10 protein-coding genes are annotated in these 18,561 nt (G+C 34.9%); 2 read left to right on the forward strand and 8 right to left on the reverse strand.

Going from position 1 to position 18,561, the window contains the following annotated elements; genetic code table 11:
* The 8 genes from ABW637_RS02205 to ABW637_RS02240 form a co-directional block, all read right to left on the reverse strand.
* Complete coding sequence (locus ABW637_RS02205; protein ID WP_367582994.1) at positions 1-2,367, reverse strand: ABC transporter permease; 2,367 nt, start codon at positions 2,365-2,367, stop codon at positions 1-3.
* Positions 2,368-2,407: 40 nt separating this feature from the next.
* Positions 2,408-4,843 (reverse strand): ABC transporter permease, encoded by a 2,436-nt coding sequence (locus tag ABW637_RS02210; RefSeq protein ID WP_367582995.1) that lies wholly within the window; start codon positions 4,841-4,843, stop codon positions 2,408-2,410.
* Positions 4,844-4,866: 23 nt separating this feature from the next.
* Entirely contained in the window at positions 4,867-7,266 is a 2,400-nt protein-coding gene (locus ABW637_RS02215) for an ABC transporter permease (RefSeq protein WP_367582996.1), read from the reverse strand.
* Positions 7,267-7,289: 23 nt separating this feature from the next.
* A complete protein-coding gene (locus tag ABW637_RS02220; protein ID WP_367582997.1) occupies positions 7,290-9,746 on the reverse strand; it encodes an ABC transporter permease in 2,457 nt (818 codons plus the stop codon).
* A gap of 22 nt (positions 9,747-9,768) precedes the next feature.
* Complete coding sequence (locus ABW637_RS02225) at positions 9,769-12,186, reverse strand: ABC transporter permease (RefSeq protein ID WP_367582998.1); 2,418 nt, start codon at positions 12,184-12,186, stop codon at positions 9,769-9,771.
* Between the two features lie 96 nt (positions 12,187-12,282).
* Positions 12,283-12,978 (reverse strand): ABC transporter ATP-binding protein, encoded by a 696-nt coding sequence (locus tag ABW637_RS02230; RefSeq protein WP_367582999.1) that lies wholly within the window; start codon positions 12,976-12,978, stop codon positions 12,283-12,285.
* 12 nt (positions 12,979-12,990) lie between these two features.
* Positions 12,991-14,241: an efflux RND transporter periplasmic adaptor subunit gene (locus tag ABW637_RS02235; protein ID WP_367583000.1), complete on the reverse strand. Its 1,251-nt coding sequence runs from the start codon at positions 14,239-14,241 to the stop codon at positions 12,991-12,993.
* A gap of 1 nt (position 14,242) precedes the next feature.
* Complete coding sequence (locus ABW637_RS02240; RefSeq protein WP_367583001.1) at positions 14,243-15,553, reverse strand: TolC family protein; 1,311 nt, start codon at positions 15,551-15,553, stop codon at positions 14,243-14,245.
* Positions 15,554-15,825: 272 nt separating this feature from the next.
* Between ABW637_RS02240 and ABW637_RS02245 the strand changes: the two genes are divergently transcribed.
* Positions 15,826-17,196, forward strand: a complete 1,371-nt coding sequence (locus tag ABW637_RS02245; protein ID WP_367583002.1) for a sigma-54-dependent transcriptional regulator — start codon at positions 15,826-15,828, stop codon at positions 17,194-17,196.
* On the forward strand, positions 17,193-18,545 hold the full coding sequence (locus ABW637_RS02250) for a sensor histidine kinase (protein ID WP_367583003.1): 1,353 nt from the start codon (positions 17,193-17,195) through the stop codon (positions 18,543-18,545). The genes ABW637_RS02245 and ABW637_RS02250 overlap by 4 nt, the downstream gene beginning before the upstream one ends.
* The last annotated feature ends 16 nt before the right edge of the window (positions 18,546-18,561 follow it).

Genomic DNA, 18,561 nt, shown 5'->3' on the forward strand with positions numbered 1-18,561 from the left:
TTACTCGGTTCGTAAACTTTTGACCGGGTTTACAAGGGCGGCTTTGATACTTTGATAGCTTACTGTAATCAATGCTACTGCCAGGGTAATGATTCCTGCAAAAGCAAAAATCCACCAGCTTATAGAAGTTTTAAAAGCAAAATTTTGTAACCATTTGGTCATTGCATAATATGCTATTGGGCATGCTATAATAAATGAAATAAATACCCATTTTAAAAAATCTTTGTTAAGCATAGCCACTATTTGTAGCGTTAAAGCTCCATTTACTTTACGAATACCAATTTCTTTCGTTTTTCTAGCCATAGTGTATGCCGATAATGCAAAAAGACCAATGCATGATAATATAATAGCCAGAACCGAAAACCATTCTATGATCCTATTGATTTTAATATATCCTTTATAATGTTCATTGAGTTTTTCATCGGCAAAAAAATAGGTAAGACCATATCCAGAAAGGTTTTCATTCCATTTTTCTTGAAGTAAATCTACCACTTGCAGACTTGTCCCCGGCTTAGACTTTATAGATAGATAATCCCAGTCTGCAGCGTTCTCCCTTTCGACAAAAAAATGTGCTAAGGGTTGAATTTCTCGTTGTAACCCCTGATAACTAAAATCATCAACCGCACCTATTAATCGTTTGGCAGTGCCCGTTTTGCTTCCCTCATGAAGTACTTGTTCTTTGGCTTCAGAAAAACCTAGCATATCCATAGCGGTTTTATTAAGTACTACAACCTCATCTAGTGTTTTCGGATTTTGGTTAAATCCGGTACCACTAAGGATATCAATGCCGAAGGTTTTAAAATAATTACTCCCCACATATACCTTCCGAAGACCAATCGAAGGTATTTTTGTTTCTTGACCAGGAAAAAAGGTATTATAGTTTTCATTATAGGTTCCTGGAATATTTTGTGAGAAACTAACCGATTCTACGTAAGGATTAGACTTTAATTCATTAGCGATTATTTGTAATTTTTGAGATGCCATTTTTAAATTTTGATATTGCCAACTATCTGTCTGAACAATAACCACATTTTCATTATCATATTTAGGATCTTTTGCCATCATATAATCAATTTGTTTACGTATTAAAACTGTTCCCGAAATAAGTACGATTGCAATTACAAACTGAAAAATGATTAACGAATAACGAGAAAAAGTATTCCTAGTGTTAGAAAACAGAGAACCTTTTAAACTATGCACTAATTTTACCCGTATCCAGAAAAGAAAAGGAATCAACCCTCCTAATAGTCCTACTACCCCCCAAATGGATAGTAAAATACTAATGAATATTCTATCTCGAAACGGATCAAATACAAGATTGATATCAAATAACTCATTAAAGGTGGGTAACATAAAAACTGTCAATAAAACGCCCAGTAGTAAAGCAATTAATCCCATTGCCAGTGATTCTGTAGTAATCTGATAAAACAAATCGTATTTGCTAGCCCCATGTACTTTCTTTATTCCGATCTCTTTGATCCTGGAAATAGAGTTTATAATGGTAAGGTTTACAAAATTAACTATGGCTATACCAAGGATCCCTAAGGCGATGCCTGCCAAAATAATAATCAAGGTTTGATTGGATTCTTGGATACCATGATATGCGGCAAAACTTAAGAGATTTAACTGGGTTTTGTTTTCTCCTACCGGAAGAAAATTTTCATGTACAATTTTTTGAAGCTTATTTTGTATGTCTGCAGGTTGTATGTCTTTATTCAATTGCACATAAGTGATTGAAAAGGTATTGTACCAATCATGAACTTCTTTCATAAAGGGTAAGATTTCTTTACCCGTTTCATACGAAGCAACGATATCAAATTGTATAGACGAATTTTCTGGGATATCAACTACCCCATGTACAGTAAGAAATATATCTCCAAAGTTGACCTGAAAACGTTTTCCCAATGCGGCTTCATCTCCAAAATATTTATTAGCAAATGCGGTACTGATAACGACCCCATATTTATCTTGTATTACATTCTCTGCAGATCCTTCAATAAACGGAAATGAGAACATTGAGAAAAAACCATCATCTACATAATGAATGTTCTCATAAAATGACAAATCTTTATGCGTAAGCCCCGCACCTTCCCAATTAAAAATACGTGTCCCGTTTTCAATTTCGGGTATTTCTTCTAGCATTTTGGGTAATAAAATCCCTTTGGTTTGTACACTTTCTCCTTCTCTTACCCTATATATGTTAGACAGGTTTTCGTGAAAATGATTATACGTTAGATCATTATAGACATAAAGGGCAAGCACTAAAAAAGAAGCAATTCCAAGACCTAACCCGACACTATTTATTAAAAAAGCACCTATATTCTTTTTAATATTTCTTGTATATAAGAGAAGATGATATATTAACATAACTGTTCGTTTTTTGATTCGTCAAATGCTATTTATTAATTTATTCTGTTCTTAGGCTTTTTATTGGATTTACTATTGCGGCTTTAATACTTTGGTAACTCACTGTTAGTATTGATATTATGATGGCTAATAGAGCTGCTAGTGCAAATACTCCCCATCCTATTTCTATTCGATAAGAAAAATCTTCTAGCCATTTATTCATAGCATACCAACCAAGCGGTAACGAAACCAAAATTGATATTCCGACTAGTTTAAGAAAATCAACAGTAAGTCTATAGGTTATCTGACTCACGCTAGCCCCCATTACTTTTCGCACTCCAATTTCCTTAGTGCGTTTTTCTGCATTAAATGCAGCCAAACCAAAAAGACCAAGACATGCAATTAAAATGGATAGAATAGTGAAGGCTACAAAAATACGCCCAAGTCGCTGCTCTGCCTGATAAGTAGTATTGAAAGATTCTTCCATAAAATAATAATTGAAAGGTTGGGCGGGAGCTACTTTATTCCAAACCTCTTCGATCTTTGCTATTGTATTTGAAAAGTTTCCTGCATTTAATTTTACGGCCATGGTGCCATGGCTATTGGCCAGAGCAAGACCCAATGCATCAATGTTTTCTTTCAGTGATTCAAAATGAAAATCCTTAACCACACCTATGATTTTCAAAAAAGTAACTTCTTCTTCACCAATATCAGATGATATACGTACTCCTAGAGCTTCCTCAGGTTTCATTCCTAAAACAGCAACCGCCGATTCATTTAAAATTATTGCAGTTGAATCTGTACTGAACCGAGGGTCAAAATCACGTCCTGCTATAATCTCTAAACCCAAGGTTGAAATATAATCGTGGTCGACATCCCAATCATTCATGTTGATCGCTTTTTCCTGTAATCCCTTTGATCCTTCTATAAAAAAGGAACAGGTACTTCTGGCAGAAGGAGTTGGCAAATAACTACTTAGTGAGGCATTCTTTACTTGTCCTAGTTGTAGCACTTCTTCCTTAAAAGATGCCACTCGATTGGCCGCGGCATACACATCATTTATAATTAAGACTTGATCTTTTGTATAGCCAATATCCTTATTTTGAATAAACTTCAATTGCTGAAAAACGACTAAAGTGCTTACGATCAAAAAAACGGATATTGCAAATTGAAAAACAACCAATGAGTTTCTGATTTTTCCTCCTCCACTACTTTTTTCACTTATTCCTTTTAGTGCTTTAATAGGCATAAATCTGGACATAAAAAATGCAGGATAACTCCCTGAGAAAATTCCCAAAAAAGTTGTTGTTGCTAATAGTATTATCCAAAAAACAGGATTGGAAAATGGAATCGAAATAGTCTTTCCTGCAAGGTCATTAAAAAATGGCATTGCCATAGATGCTATTGCAATAGCAAGTACAAGTGAAAGGAATGAAATTAGGCCAGATTCTATTAAAAACTGCCTAATAAGTTCTGATTTATTAGACCCTAATGTTTTACGTATTCCTACTTCTTTGGCCCTTTTTAAAGAATGAGCCGTAGATAAATTCATAAAATTAACACTCGCTAAAATGATCAGGAACAAAGCAATAAAAGAAAGAATATATACATTTTTAATATCGCCATTAACACTCAGCTCTGGGCTCCTATGAGAATGTAAATGAATATCTTCTAAAGCGATAGTACTAAAATTAAGGTAATTACCAGAAGCCAGAAATTGCTCTTCTGTTATACCCGGTGCATATCTTTGTACTCCCGGAATAACATAAGTTCCCAAGGCCGATTCTAAAAACACATTGAAATCATTAATCTTAGCTCTGGGACGAAGTTTGATAAACGTAGGATAATTATGATTGCCCCATTCTGTAGATTGCGCATCTTCATGCCCTGCCATAGCAATAAAAACGTTATGATCTCTTATAAAGGAATTCTTTGGCATATCCTGGATAACACCTGTGACGGTATACGTATCGGAATTGTTTAATAAAACTTGTTGCCCTACCGCTTCATGGATTCCAAAGTGTTTCTCTGCCGCAGTTTTGGTTAAAATGAGAGTATTGGGTTCTTTTAAAGCTGTTTTAGTATCCCCTGCCAAAAGATCCAACCCAAACATCTCAAAAAAAGTAGCATCTACGTAGGTAATACCGGCTTGTTTTACATTAAGCTCGGCATCATTTCTTCTAATAAGTGCACTTCCCAGGTTTCTAAATCGTGTAGTTAATTCTATCTGCGGATAATCATTTTTCATGGCCTTGGCCATTGGAGCCGACACCTCTGCATATTGTTCTTCATTACCCCCAAACTTTATATCTACATTAATTCTATAAATACGATCTGCATTTGCGAACATCTTATCAAAACTTAATTCATCATATATATATAAAGAAATAAGTAAAACTCCCGCCATGCCTATAGCAAGTCCGAATGTATTTAAGAACGCAAAAAATGGTTGTTTTCTGAGGCTTCTCCAAGCTATTTTTAAATGATTTATAAACATAACTGTTCGTTTTTCATGATGATTTATTCTGTTCGTAAACTTTTTACCGGATTGACTGTAGCAGCTTTGATAGCTTGAAAACTTACAGTAATACATGTGAGTATCAAGGCACAAAATCCTGCGGTAACAAAAATCCATATCGTGATTTCTGCCCTAAAGGCAAATTTCTCTATCCAACCTTGCATAAAGTAATAAGCTATTGGTGAGGCAATTAATAAGGCAATAATCACGAGCTTTAAAAAATCTTTAGAAAGTAACAGCCACATGTTTGTAACCGTTGCCCCAAGAACCTTTCGAACACCGATTTCTTTGGTGCGTTGTTCGGCTACAAAAGAAACCAACCCAAATAGGCCTAGACAACTGATAAGGATTGCCAGGATTGCAAATATTCTTGCCAAACTTGCAATACGTTCTTCTGCTTCAAATTTTTCAGCATATTTCTGATCTACAAAGTCGTATTGAAATGGTAAATGAGGAAAATGTGCTTTAAATGTTTGTTTAACGACAGCAAGATTTTTACGTATACTTTGATCCGGATTTAGTCGCAAGTGATAAAAACCACCAGTCCCATATCCAAATTGATACATATGTGGTTTGACATTCTGATAAGGCGATTCTGTTATCATATCGTCAACAACTCCTATGATTTTTAATGGTGGATTGTTATATGTATTATTTTCATATCCAATTAATTTACCAATAGGGTCTTTAAGTCCCATATATGCCATCGCGGTTTTATTCAAAATAATGGCATGGGAATCTGTAGCAAACTCTCTAGAAAAATCTCTTCCTGCAATGATTTTCATTTTTAATGATTTGATATAATCAAGTGAAATACCAGTCATGGCAAAGTTTACTTTAAGTCCGGCTGGTTTACCTTCCCAGGTGTACCCCGGGTCATTTGTCCATACTTGTGTGGTAGGGCTAGAGGCCCATGACATTTCAGTAACTGCACTAGAGTTTAGAAAGGCTTTACGCATAACCTCATATTTACCTGAAAAATCGTTACCATCTGTAGGTATTTGTATGAGTCCGGCTTTTTCATAACCAATAGGGCGATCCTTGCCAATAGCTATTTGCTGCATCACAATCATTGTTCCTATAATTAATGTAATCGAAACAGTAAATTGGGTAACTACAAGTATCTTCCGCGGAAGCGCTGTAAACTTACCTGCTTTAAAAGTACCTTTCATTACTTTAATAGGCTTAAACGATGATAAGTAAAATGCAGGATAACTACCTGAAAGCAATGCGGTGATAGCAATAAATGGTAATGTAATCATCCAAAATTGGAAGTTACCCCAGGGAAAGAGTATTTCCTTTTCTGCCAGGGTATTGAAGCCATCAAGAAAAAGCAATGTCATTATAATCGCAACCAAAAAAGCTAAAAGCACTACGAGAAAAGACTCGATCAAAAATTGATGGATCAACTGACCTCTAGTGGACCCAATAGACTTACGCACGCCCACTTCAAGGGCACGTTTTTCGGAACGTGCTGTACTCAAGTTCATAAAATTGATACAGGCCAGAAATAATACAAACAAACCGATACTACCAAAGATCCATATATTCTCGATACGCCCACCTGACTGTACACCGTTTTCAAAAGAGGAATGTAAATACCAATCGTTCATTGGTAATAGCATTAACTGTGGATTGTATTGTGCTGTTTCTTGCGAAACCTCTTTTTTTATATTCCTTATCTTTTCACTCAACTCTTGCACATTAACATTATCGGTCAACTTTACAAAAAGCTGAAAGTAATTATCTGCCCAATTATCATTAGGATTTTTAAGCCAGCTCAATCGGGTAGCCATTAAATGTGCAAAGGGCATGATAAATTTTGTGTCATAAAACGTGTTATTCTTGGGAATATCTTTGTAAATTCCTGTGATCAACATATTATGTATCTTATCTGTTATTATAATCTTACCTAATGGTTCTTCATTTCCAAAAAGAGCTTTTGCGGTTGACTCAGAAAGCATGATTGAATTTATGTCTTCTAATCCGCTATACTTTCCTTTGATCATCTCTAAATTCAATAATTCAGGAGCTCCTGGCTGCATAAAATTACCAAGACGCGAAATACTTTTATCTCCATAATTTAAGTACCGAGAATTGGTCCCAGATGACATAATTATATGCTCAAAACTATCCCCATATTGATCCTTTAATTTGGATTCGAGGGCTACTGGTACAAATTTATTTGTTTCTATAGCACCATTAAATGTTTGGCTTTGATAGACCTGGGCAATTTTATCCTTATTCTTAAAGTAGTAGTTATAATTAAACTCATCTGCAATCCATAGACCTATCAACATGCTTACTACCAAGCCTATAGCAAGACCTCCTATATTTATTACAGAGGATACCTTATTTTTTAGGAGGCTTCTCCAAGCTATTTTTAAATGGTTTATAAACATAACTGTTCGTTTTTAATGATGATCTATTCGGTTCGTAAACTTTTGACTGGGTTTACAAGGGCGGCTTTGATACTTTGATAGCTTACTGTCAATATTGATATGGCTACAGCCAAAATAACTGCAAGAGCAAATACTCCCCATCCTATTTCTATTCGATAAGAAAAATCTTCAAGCCATCTGCTCATTGCATACCAACCAATCGGTAATGAAATAAGAATGGCAATCCCAACTAATTTCAGGAAATCTATGGTAAGCTTATACGCAATCACGGGAATACTTGCACCCAATACTTTTCGTATACCTATTTCTTTCGAACGTCTTTCTGCATTAAAAGCTGCCAGACCAAACAATCCAAGACAAGCAATAAAAATAGAGAGTAACGTAAATGTGACAAAAATGCGGCTCAGTCGTTGTTCTGCTTGATACGTAGTATTAAAAGAATCGTCCATAAAATAATAATTGAAAGGTTGCCCTGGTGCTATCGATTTCCAAATCCCTTCTATATCTGCTATCGTTTTTGTAAAATCTCCAGCATTAAGTTTTACTAGCATTCTTCTTGAATCATCTCCTAATAGAAGACTCATCCCATCAATATCATTTCTTAATGATTCGAAATGAAAATTTTTAACTACACCTATAATAGTGTAGTACTTTCTGTTGGTTACATTCACATGTTTAGGGTGATTGCTTAATCGTAAACCTATAGCTTCATCGGGTTTTATTCCTAACATTCCAACAGCAGATTCATTTAAAATGATACCCGTAGAGTCTGTTGCGAATTGTCTATCAAAGTCTCTCCCTGCAATTATTTCTAAATCCAAAGTAGACACATAATCATGGTCAACTCTCCATTTACCAAATATGGCCCCTGCATGTGATTTCATTTCTCCTTCTGTAAAAAAGTTCACAGTATTTCGAGTTGAAGGAGTAGGTAAAAAGCTGCTCAAAGATGTACTTTTTACTTGTCCTAATTGCGCTACATCTTGTTTAAATGATGCTATTTGATTTCCGGCAGCATCTGTATCGTCTATCACTAAAACCTGATCTTTTTGAAAACCTAGATCTTTATTTTGAATATACTTTAATTGTTTAAAAATTACTGAAGTACCGATGATAAGGAATATCGAAATGGTAAACTGAAACACTACCAAAGAATTTCTGATATTTGCGCCGCCGACTTGTCTTTCTGCTCCACTTTTGAGAACCTTAATCGGTATAAACCGTGATAAGAAAAAAGCAGGATAGAAACCAGAAAATAATCCCAATATTATAGTAGAAACAATCAAAACAAGCCAGAAAATAGGATTGTTAAAAGGTATCGATATGGCTTTACCCGAAAGTTCATTAAAAAAGGGTAATGCTACAAAGGCTGTCACAATAGCTAGCAATAATGATGAAAAGGAAATAAAACTGGACTCTGTTAGAAATTGTTTAATAAGCCCAACTCTGTTAGAGCCCAGTGTTTTTCGAATTCCTACTTCTTTGGCTCTTTTTAATGAGTGAGCAGTAGATAAATTCATGAAATTGACACATGCCAACAGAATTAGGAAAACACCTATGAAAGATAAGATATAGATATTCTGAATATCACCATTTGGTCCAAATTCGTCTTCCCTTTCAGAGTCATGTAGATGGATATCTGTTAAGGCCATAGCACTCCATAACGTACTGTCTCCAGAGGCCTTGCGAGCTTTTTTAAACTTTTCTAATGTCATACTCGGATCAAAAGTCTGTATCCATGGGATCATATAGGTTTCATAAATAGTTCCCAACGGAGCTTCCAGGCTTTGAATATTGGCTGAGGGTATTAGCTTAATGAATGTATTAAAATTCCAGTTGCTCCACTTTAAACTATCTGCATCATCATAACTTGACATAGATATAAGAACACTATAATTTCTTAAAAAAGAATTCTTTGGCATATCCTCTATAACCCCGGTTACTGTATAGACCTCTTTATTATCTAATACCAGCCTTTTTCCTAAAGCTTCATGTACTCCAAAATGTTTTTCTGCTGCTGTTCTGGTTAAAATCAAAGTATTTGGTTCTTTTAACGCTGTTTTGGTATCTCCTGATAATAACTTCAGTCCAAACATCTCAAAAAAAGTAGCGTCGACTCCAGTAACATACTCTTCTTTTACATTTTGATCAGCACTAGTTTTTCTTATGAGTTTACTACTAGTATTTCTAAATCGGGTAACCATTTCTATTTGCTCATAATCCCTTTTTAAAGTTGGGCCCAATGGAGCAGCTACGGATGCGTACTTATTTGTTTCGCCGCCATTAGTATTGTCTATGTTAATGCGATATATACGATCGGCATCATTGAACATGGTGTCAAAACTCAATTCATCATAAATAAACAATGAAATGAGTAACCCTCCGGCCATACCGATGGCAAGTCCAAACGTATTTAAAAATATAAAAAAAGGCTGCTTTTTAAGGCTTCTCCAGGCTATTTTTAGATGATTTTTAAACATAACTACGTTTTTTAATGATGATCTATTCGGTTCGTAAGCTTTTTACAGGATTGGCCGTAGCAGCTTTAATGGTACCAATGCTTATCGTTGCCAGTGCTATAAAAATGGCCATGACACCCGCAGCAACAAAAATCCATATGGTAAGATCCATACGATAGGTGTAGTTCTCTAACCAGTTACTGGCCAACCACCATGAAATAGGTACAATGATCAAAAATGCAATGAACACAAGTTTTACAAAATCCTTAGCTAATAATACGGTAAGAGATGTTACACTTGCGCCAACAACTTTGCGAACTCCGATTTCTTTAGTTCGTTGATTTACTACTAAAAGTGAAATGGCTAACAATCCAATACAGCTTAGTATAATTGCAATAATAGCTCCACTGGTAATGATAGTCATCATGATTTTTTCCTTTCTAAATGTCCTATCTACATTTTCATCCAGAAAAGAGCCTAAAAATTCTGAATTTGGTTCTAATTTTTGCCATGTTTCTTGTATAGTACTAAATGTACTAGCAACATGCATAGGTGTTATTTTTATGTAGGCGTAGTCGAACCGCTTCTGATCTATCATAAATAAAGTCATTGGCTCGATTTCTTCATCCAAATCTCTAAAATGATAGTCCTTCATTACACCTACAATAGTATACTTAGGCAAGTCATCCATTATTTCCATTTGTTTACCTAAAGGATTTGTTTCTTGAAGTTCTCTTGTCATAGCTTCATTAATTACCACCGCTGAACTATCTGAGGCAAAATTTCGACCAAAAGATCTGCCATAAAGTAATTCTATGTCCAGGGTTTCTAAATAATCATAATCAACTACCAACATATGTGTCCCTACTTCTCGATCTTTATAATCAAAACCAAGGCCACTACTGGATTGATTTCCATCTTTTCCTATGCCTAAATTGTTATCAGAAGCAGTAATGCTTATCACATTGGATTCATTTTTTAGTGTTTCTCGAAGTAATTGTACAACCTGGCGGCTATCTCTTTTTCCATTCAATGGTAAAGAAATCACTTGTTCTTTATTAAAACCCAGGTCTTTGTTTTGCATGTATTGCAATTGCCCTTGTAATACAAAAGTGCCGCTTACCAATAAGATTACAATGGCAAATTGTATAATCATAAGGATATCCCTTGTCTTATTACGTCCGTTAACTTGGACTTTACCTTTTAGTGCCTGCAATGTTCCTAGTTTGCTTAGCAAAAATGCCGGGTATCCTCCTGCAACCAGGGTAACAATAATAAATAGTAAAAGGAATACCACAATGATACCTGTCGATAAGGTATTGCTAAAAGAAGCATCTGTACTAAACAAAGATGTAAAGGAGTCGAAAAGCAATATGCTTAATGCAACACCACAGGATAAGGTGCATAGAAAAACCAACATACTTTCGCCCCAAAACTGTAAAAACACATGCTTTTTTGCTGCGCCAAGACTCTTTCGCATTCCAATTTCTTGCAATCTTGTAGTACTTTTGGCTATACTCATGTTAATGAAATTAACACAAGCAATAAAAAGGAGAAGTGCAGCAATTCCTAATATGATATAAGGCAATCCTTTACTAACAATTGCTCTTCCGTTTTGATAACTGCTGAAGTAAACATCCTTAAAAGGTAACAGATGCAATTGAACATATTGTCCATTGTTATCTGGTAGTGCACCATCACGTTTTGCACTATCGATTTTATCTTTGAAACGAAGGTTAGTAAAAGCACGTGTGCTTTTCTCAAATGAGCTTATCGAAATTCCTTCCTGCAGCTGAATATAGACTTCGTGGTTTGAATGATCCCATCGATCTTTAAGTGTTTCATAACGCGGATTACCCTTAAAATTGCCTATAATATCAAACTCAATACTACTGTTGGCCGGAATATCTTTGAGTACCGCAGATACCGTAAATGGTTGTTTTTTTCCATTCAAAGAAAAATTCACTGTTTTTCCAATTGCATTAATATCCCCAAAAATCACGCTGGCCATCTTTTGAGTGATGACAATAGCGTTCACCTCCTTAAGGGGTGTTTTGCTATTTCCTTTGAGTATAGGAAAGCTAAACATTGAAAAGAAATCGGGATCTACCCAATTAATATCCACTCCTAATTCTTTGTCTTTATAAAATAAAAGTGTTTCATCATCCAGATACCTTGAAATTCGATGAATCCCGGGTACACCCTCTTTCAAAGCAGGAGTAAATGGCATGACATGTACTTCTGTACTCTGCGGTCCGTCGGGACCCTGCTCACGTTGATAAACCTTATAAACAGAATCTGCATGTTCATGAAAGTCATCATAAGATAATTCGAAGAATGCAGCAATACTTAATAATATTGCTACTCCGAAAGCTACAGATAACCCAATAATGTTAAGAAAGGTAAAAGCCTTATTCTTCCATAAACTCCTCCAGGCTATTTTGATATAATTTTTAAACATAACTATTTATGATTGAAATAAATAAAAGTATAAATGCTACCAGGTATTCAACTATTTTAATCATGAGTTAACGGGTTTTGTGTGAGTTAAAATTAATTATGCATTGACTTCGAAAGGTTTGTTCTGACTTTCGGTTACAATTTGTCCATCAAATAGGTTGATCACTCTATGTGCGTAATGAGAATCTCTGTCTGAATGTGTTACCATGACAATGGTAGTTCCTTCTTGATTTAATTCGGTAAGTAAATTCATCACCTCGATGCCATTTTTGGAGTCTAAATTCCCAGTGGGCTCATCGGCCAGAATTAACTTAGCATTGGTTACTACTGCTCTGGCAATAGCCACTCTTTGTTGTTGCCCTCCTGATAACTGTTGCGGAAAATGCTTTGCGCGATGTGCAATTTTCATTCGCTCCAGTACCAGTTTTACCTTCTGCTCACGTTCACTTTTTTTCATATTAAGATAAATCAAAGGAAGTTCTACATTTTCAAAAACAGTAAGTTCATCGATGAGATTAAAACTTTGAAACACAAACCCAAGATTTCCTTTCCTGATTTTTGTACGTTGATTTTCTTTTAACCTTCCTACTTCCTTTCCATTAAAGTGATAACTTCCTTCATTAGGGTTATCAAGCATACCGATGATATTTAGCAAAGTAGATTTACCACAACCAGAGGGCCCCATAATGGCAACGAACTCACCTTTTTCGACGTTTAGGTTTACGCTATTTAATGCCAGGGTTTCGACCTCTTCGGTTCTGAAACTCTTTTTTAGGTTTTTGATCTGTATCATTTTTTGATTGTTTTATTTCAATACTATTTTCTCTGCATCTCCAAAGCTATCGTAGTTTGAAGTAATTACTTTCTCACCATCTTGCAACCCTTCTAATAATTCATAATATCTGGAATTTTGTTTTCCGATTCTAATGGGTCTTTTCCATGCAACTTCATTAGAACTATCTACTACAAAAATCCATTGCCCCCCTGTACTCTGAAAGAAGCTACCACGAGGTAACAACAGTGCATCATTAGATGTCCCAAGCTGAAGTTTGATATTATAACTTTGTCCCGACCGTATAGTCTCTGGTTTTTGGTCTATAAAAACCAAATCTACTTTAAACTTACCATTTCTTACCTCTGGATATACTTTGCGCAATCGCAGTTGGTATTCTTTTCCGTTGCGATCCAAAACGGCACTTAAATCCCTTTTTACACGATCGATATAATGTTCATCTATAGCCGCTTCTATTTTATAATCTGTCAATACATTTATTTGTCCAATTCGTTGACCTTGTTGTAAATTTTGTCCTATTTCGGCATCTAAAAACCCTAATTGACCATCAGCCGGAGCTCTTACATTTAAATGATCGATGCGCTCATATACCATAGACAGTGTTTTTTTCATTCTAGCTAAATCGGCATCTAATTCACGTAGCGATGTACTGCGTAGCACATTATCCTGATCGGTCTGTATTTTAATTATTTCGTATTGATTTTGTGCCAGTTCATAGTTTTCTTTAGAGGTTAAATATTCTTCTTTAGAAATTAACTCCTCTTCATACAATTCTTTATTCTGCTCATAGTTTCTTTTTAGCTTTTGTAATTCATATTTCGAATTCACTAAATCCTTTCTACCTTCTACCTGCCTTGAATCGAACGTAAGTTTGGTAGAGCGTAAATCATTTTGTTTTAAAGCAAGATTGTTTTCGCTTGCCAGGATCTGCTCATATAGTCCTCTGTTTTCTAACTTTAATATGACATCTCCTTTTTTGACCATGGCTCCTTCTTCGATCAGTTTTTCGGTTACCCGACCACCTTCATAAGCATCCATATAGATTGTACTTATCGGTGCTACAACTCCGTTAATGGTTATGTAATCATCAAATTTCCCAAAGGAAACTTCGGCAATTGATAATTTTTCTTTATCGGTTCTAAAAGTAGAAGTAGAATTGCCGAATGCCATTTTCCACCCCATAAAAAGTAATAATAAGCCTATAACAATATACCCATAATGTTTTGGCCGTAATCCTTTTTTCTTTTCGATTTTTATATCCATTTTATTGTGTTCTTTCGATGTTAAATACAGGTAAACCTTTATAAAAATCTAATGTGCTTTCATTTACTTTTAATCGTAACCGTACTTGCAGATTTTCATTTTGTGAGTTTGCAAAAAGATTTTTTGATTGATTTAGTTCTATTGCGTTGATCAGGCCTTTTTGGTATCTTTTTTGTGCAATTTTGAAAGCCAACATTTGTGCTTTCATTTTTTGTGAACTCTGCTCATACTCTGTTTGTAAAGCCTCTGCTTCCTGAACCAGTTGTTGTATAAGTTGATACATTTCTTGTTTTTGAATGTCAAAATTGTTTTCTGCACGCATCATCTCAACTTTTTGCTGCTTAACCCTTGATCGATTCGACCACCCATTACTAATAGGAATCCTAAGAGAAACCCCTACAAACTGTGCTGCGTTATCCTTGATCTGGGTCCTAAACGGTATGACCTCACCGGTATCTTCGCTCACATTAGTTTCGAAGTATCCGGTTTGATACCCTGCAGAAAAGGTAAGAGAAGGATACAACCCCCCACGAGTTACGGCTAATTGTTTTTTGGCAGCCTTGGCCTTTAATTCTTGTGCTTTAATTATAGGTACAAAATCTTTGGCCTTATCAAAAATGGAATCTTTATTGGCTTCAAAAACCTCTATCTTCTCCTCTACCTCTTCTGCCAGAAATGGTGCAATAGAAATAGTTGTTGCCCCTTCTAAATTCATTTCCTGTATGAGTATAAGTTTTGCTGCTGTCATATTATTTTCGCTTTGCGTCACTAGCAATTGATCTGCCAATAATGCGGACTCTGCTTCATATAAATCGGCTTTTGCTTTTTGACCAAGTTCGACTTGCCTTTTTACCAGGTTATAGTTCTTTTTTGATACTTCTTCTTGTTCTTTTGAAATTGAAAGCAATCCTTCCATAAATTGGATATCATAAAAAGCAGACATTACCCTAAATGCCAACAAATATTTTTGCTGAAGTACTTCCTCATTGGCTGCTTTATATAAAAATTTTGAAGCTTTTATTGCATTTATTTTTTGAAAGCCCTGAAATAAATCAATTGCGGCGTCTAGCGAATAATTGTTAGAGAAAAAGTCTGTATTCACTATACTATTATTATTGGGATCTACTGATCGCCCATATCGAATGTTATAATTTGAAAACGCATTAATGTTAGGCAATAAACTTCTTATCGATTGTCGATACGTTTCGCTACTTGCATCCTGATTGTACTTAAAACCCTTTAATTGTAGGTTGTGCCCTATAGCATAACCTACACAATCATCTAATGACCAGAACTCCTGTGCATACGTCATACTTGATATAAGAAATAGTAAAAAAAATATGACTTTGTTTATATAATCCATCTGTTGCGACTAGGTAAGTAACTTTTTTAACACCAAGCCATATTCTAATGTTATGCCAAAAAATCAAATATCTGAAAATCAAATATTTACATTTGATTTTAGAAAGTTAAGATGAATAGTATGTAAAATAATTATACAAATAGTGTCTAATAATTTGACACCTGGATTGACATATCCTTTGAGATTTGTAGCTTTATTGACCCAATTGAAACAGACACAACATGCAAGATGGAAAAATTTTAGTTGTTGATGATAACAAGAGTCTTTTAAGTGCTCTAGAAATTCTATTGCAATTTGAGTTTAAAGAAGTTATTAGTATTTCTAATCCGAACCAGATTTCGTCCTTCGAGAATCTAAAAAGTTTTGATCTTGTGCTTTTGGATATGAACTTTTCTGCTGGGGTAAATACAGGTAACGAAGGGTTATTTTGGCTGCGCGAAATCAAGAAAAAAGCACCTCATATTTCTGTCATTATGATGACCGCTTATGGAGCAGTCGATCTGGCTGTACAGGCTTTAAAAGAAGGCGCATCGGATTTTGTATTAAAACCCTGGAATAATGAAAAACTACTAGCCACAATTAAATCTGCTTATCAGCTTCGTAAATCTAGAAAAGAAGTACAGGAATTAAAGCAAAAAGAAAGTCATCTAAAACAAGTAATCAATCAAGACTCTAATTATATCATCGGGAACTCAAAAGCACTAACTTCTGTACTAAACCTAGTACAAAAAGTAGCAAAAACTGATGTTAATGTTTTAATTACAGGTGAGAACGGAACAGGGAAAGAACTAATAGCACGTGAATTACATCGAATATCTTCGAGAAAAAATGAAATTTTTATTGGGGTTGATATGGGTTCTATATCAGAAAGTTTATTCGAAAGCGAGCTCTTTGGGCATACTAAAGGTGCTTTTACAGATGCCAAAGAAGACCGCGCCGGAAAATTTGAGGCTGCTAACGGAGGCTCTCTATTTCTTGACGAAATTGGGAACTTATCACTTCAAACCCAAGCTAAGTTGTTATCTGCTATTCAAAATAGGTCTATTGTTCGAGTAGGATCTAACAAAACTATTGCTGTAGACATTCGTCTTATCTGTGCTACAAATTGCAATCTTAATAAAATGGTAGCCGATGGGGTCTTTAGAGAAGACCTCTTATATAGAATCAATACAATTCATATCGAAGTACCTGCACTTAGAGAAAGAGAAAAAGATATCCTGATATTAGCCGATTATTATTTGAAGAAATTCACTTCAAAATATGGCAAACCAGCACTTAGAATAAATAATACTGCCGAAGAAAAGCTAATGAACTATCAATGGCCCGGTAATGTTCGAGAATTGCAGCATACAATAGAAAGAGCTGTTATCTTATGCGAAGGCAATGTGCTCAAACCAGCAGATTTTTTACTAAGTCCTAATAGTAAAGGAGTATCTATAGACAATGGACCAGAAACTTTAGATGAAATGGAATACTTGATGATAAACAAGGCCCTTGATCAACATAATGGTAATTATAGTGCAGCAGCAAATCAATTGGGCATCTCTAGACAAACTCTTTACAATAAAACAAAGAAATTCGATAACCAATGATAAGCAGGAATTTTTATGTACAAATTACTCTAAAAGTGATCCTACTTTCACTTACTGCTGTAGTAATGGCGTTCCTTTTTTTTAAGGAAGTGTATTTTTTCTCGATTCTTTCATTGTTGGTATTGTCCTTTCAAACTGTTGCCTTAATTAAATATCTAAATCACAATAATAAAAAAATAGCGTTCTTTTTTGACTCCATAAAAAATGAAGATTTTACCCTGCGATTTCCCGAACATGGTGACATAAAATCATTCAACGAATTAAATCATAGCCTTAATAAACTCAATGCTATGATTCAAAAAGTGCACATAGATAATCAGTCACAAGAACATTACTATCAAGAAATATTAAAGCAGGCAGAAATTGGTATTCTAACCTTCAATAACAAGGGCCATATCCTCTTTGCCAATCCTAAAATTGAAAAGCTACTAAACTATACTCCCTTAAACCACATAAAGCAATTAGCACTGGTAGACAAAAAGTTATTCGAGCTATTTAACAACATAGAACCTTTTGAGCGAAAACTTTTTCAACTTACCAACGAGAGAGAAACTATACAATTAGCAATTAAGTCTAATGAAATTGTATTGAATAAAGAGGTTTTAAATCTAATATCCATCCAGGATATACATAATGAGTTAGACAAAAAAGAAACAGATTCATGGATCAAACTAATTCGCGTCTTAACACATGAAATTATGAACTCTGTTACTCCCATTACTTCTATATCGGGATCTATTTTAAATTACTATAAAGATGAAAATGGAATATTGTCGATTACACAAATCGACGAAAACAAAGTAAACAACACTGTAAAAGGCTTAGAAGTAATCAAAACCCAAGGAAATGATTTGATGAGCTTTGTGCAGTCGTATCGAAGTTTTTTAAATGTCCCTGTACCCGATAAAAAAATATTAAAAGTCGAAAAATTGTTAGAAAAAATAAAGGTATTGATAAGCCAGGAGCATAAATTTGATACAATTACATTTGACTTGGTCAAAACACAGGAAAACCTGGAAATCTATGCAGATGAAAAACTCATCACCCAGGTTTTATTCAATCTTTGTAAGAACGCTATACAAGCATTGCACAAAACGAAAGATGCCCGATTACAGCTTATCACTGGTATTTCTGAAAAAGGAGGGAGCTATATTACTGTAAAAGATAATGGCCCAGGGATTCAGCCAGAAATCATGAATCAAATATTTGTTCCTTTTTACACGACAAAAGAAGATGGTACCGGAATTGGATTGAGCCTCTCTAAACAAATTATGCTTATGCATGAAGGCAGTTTAACAGCATACTCAACACCTAATGAAGAAACATCCTTTTCATTATTCTTTAAATAGCAGCTAAAACCATACT

This window comes from Aquimarina penaris (genome assembly GCF_040786285.1).
Taxonomy (GTDB): domain Bacteria; phylum Bacteroidota; class Bacteroidia; order Flavobacteriales; family Flavobacteriaceae; genus Aquimarina.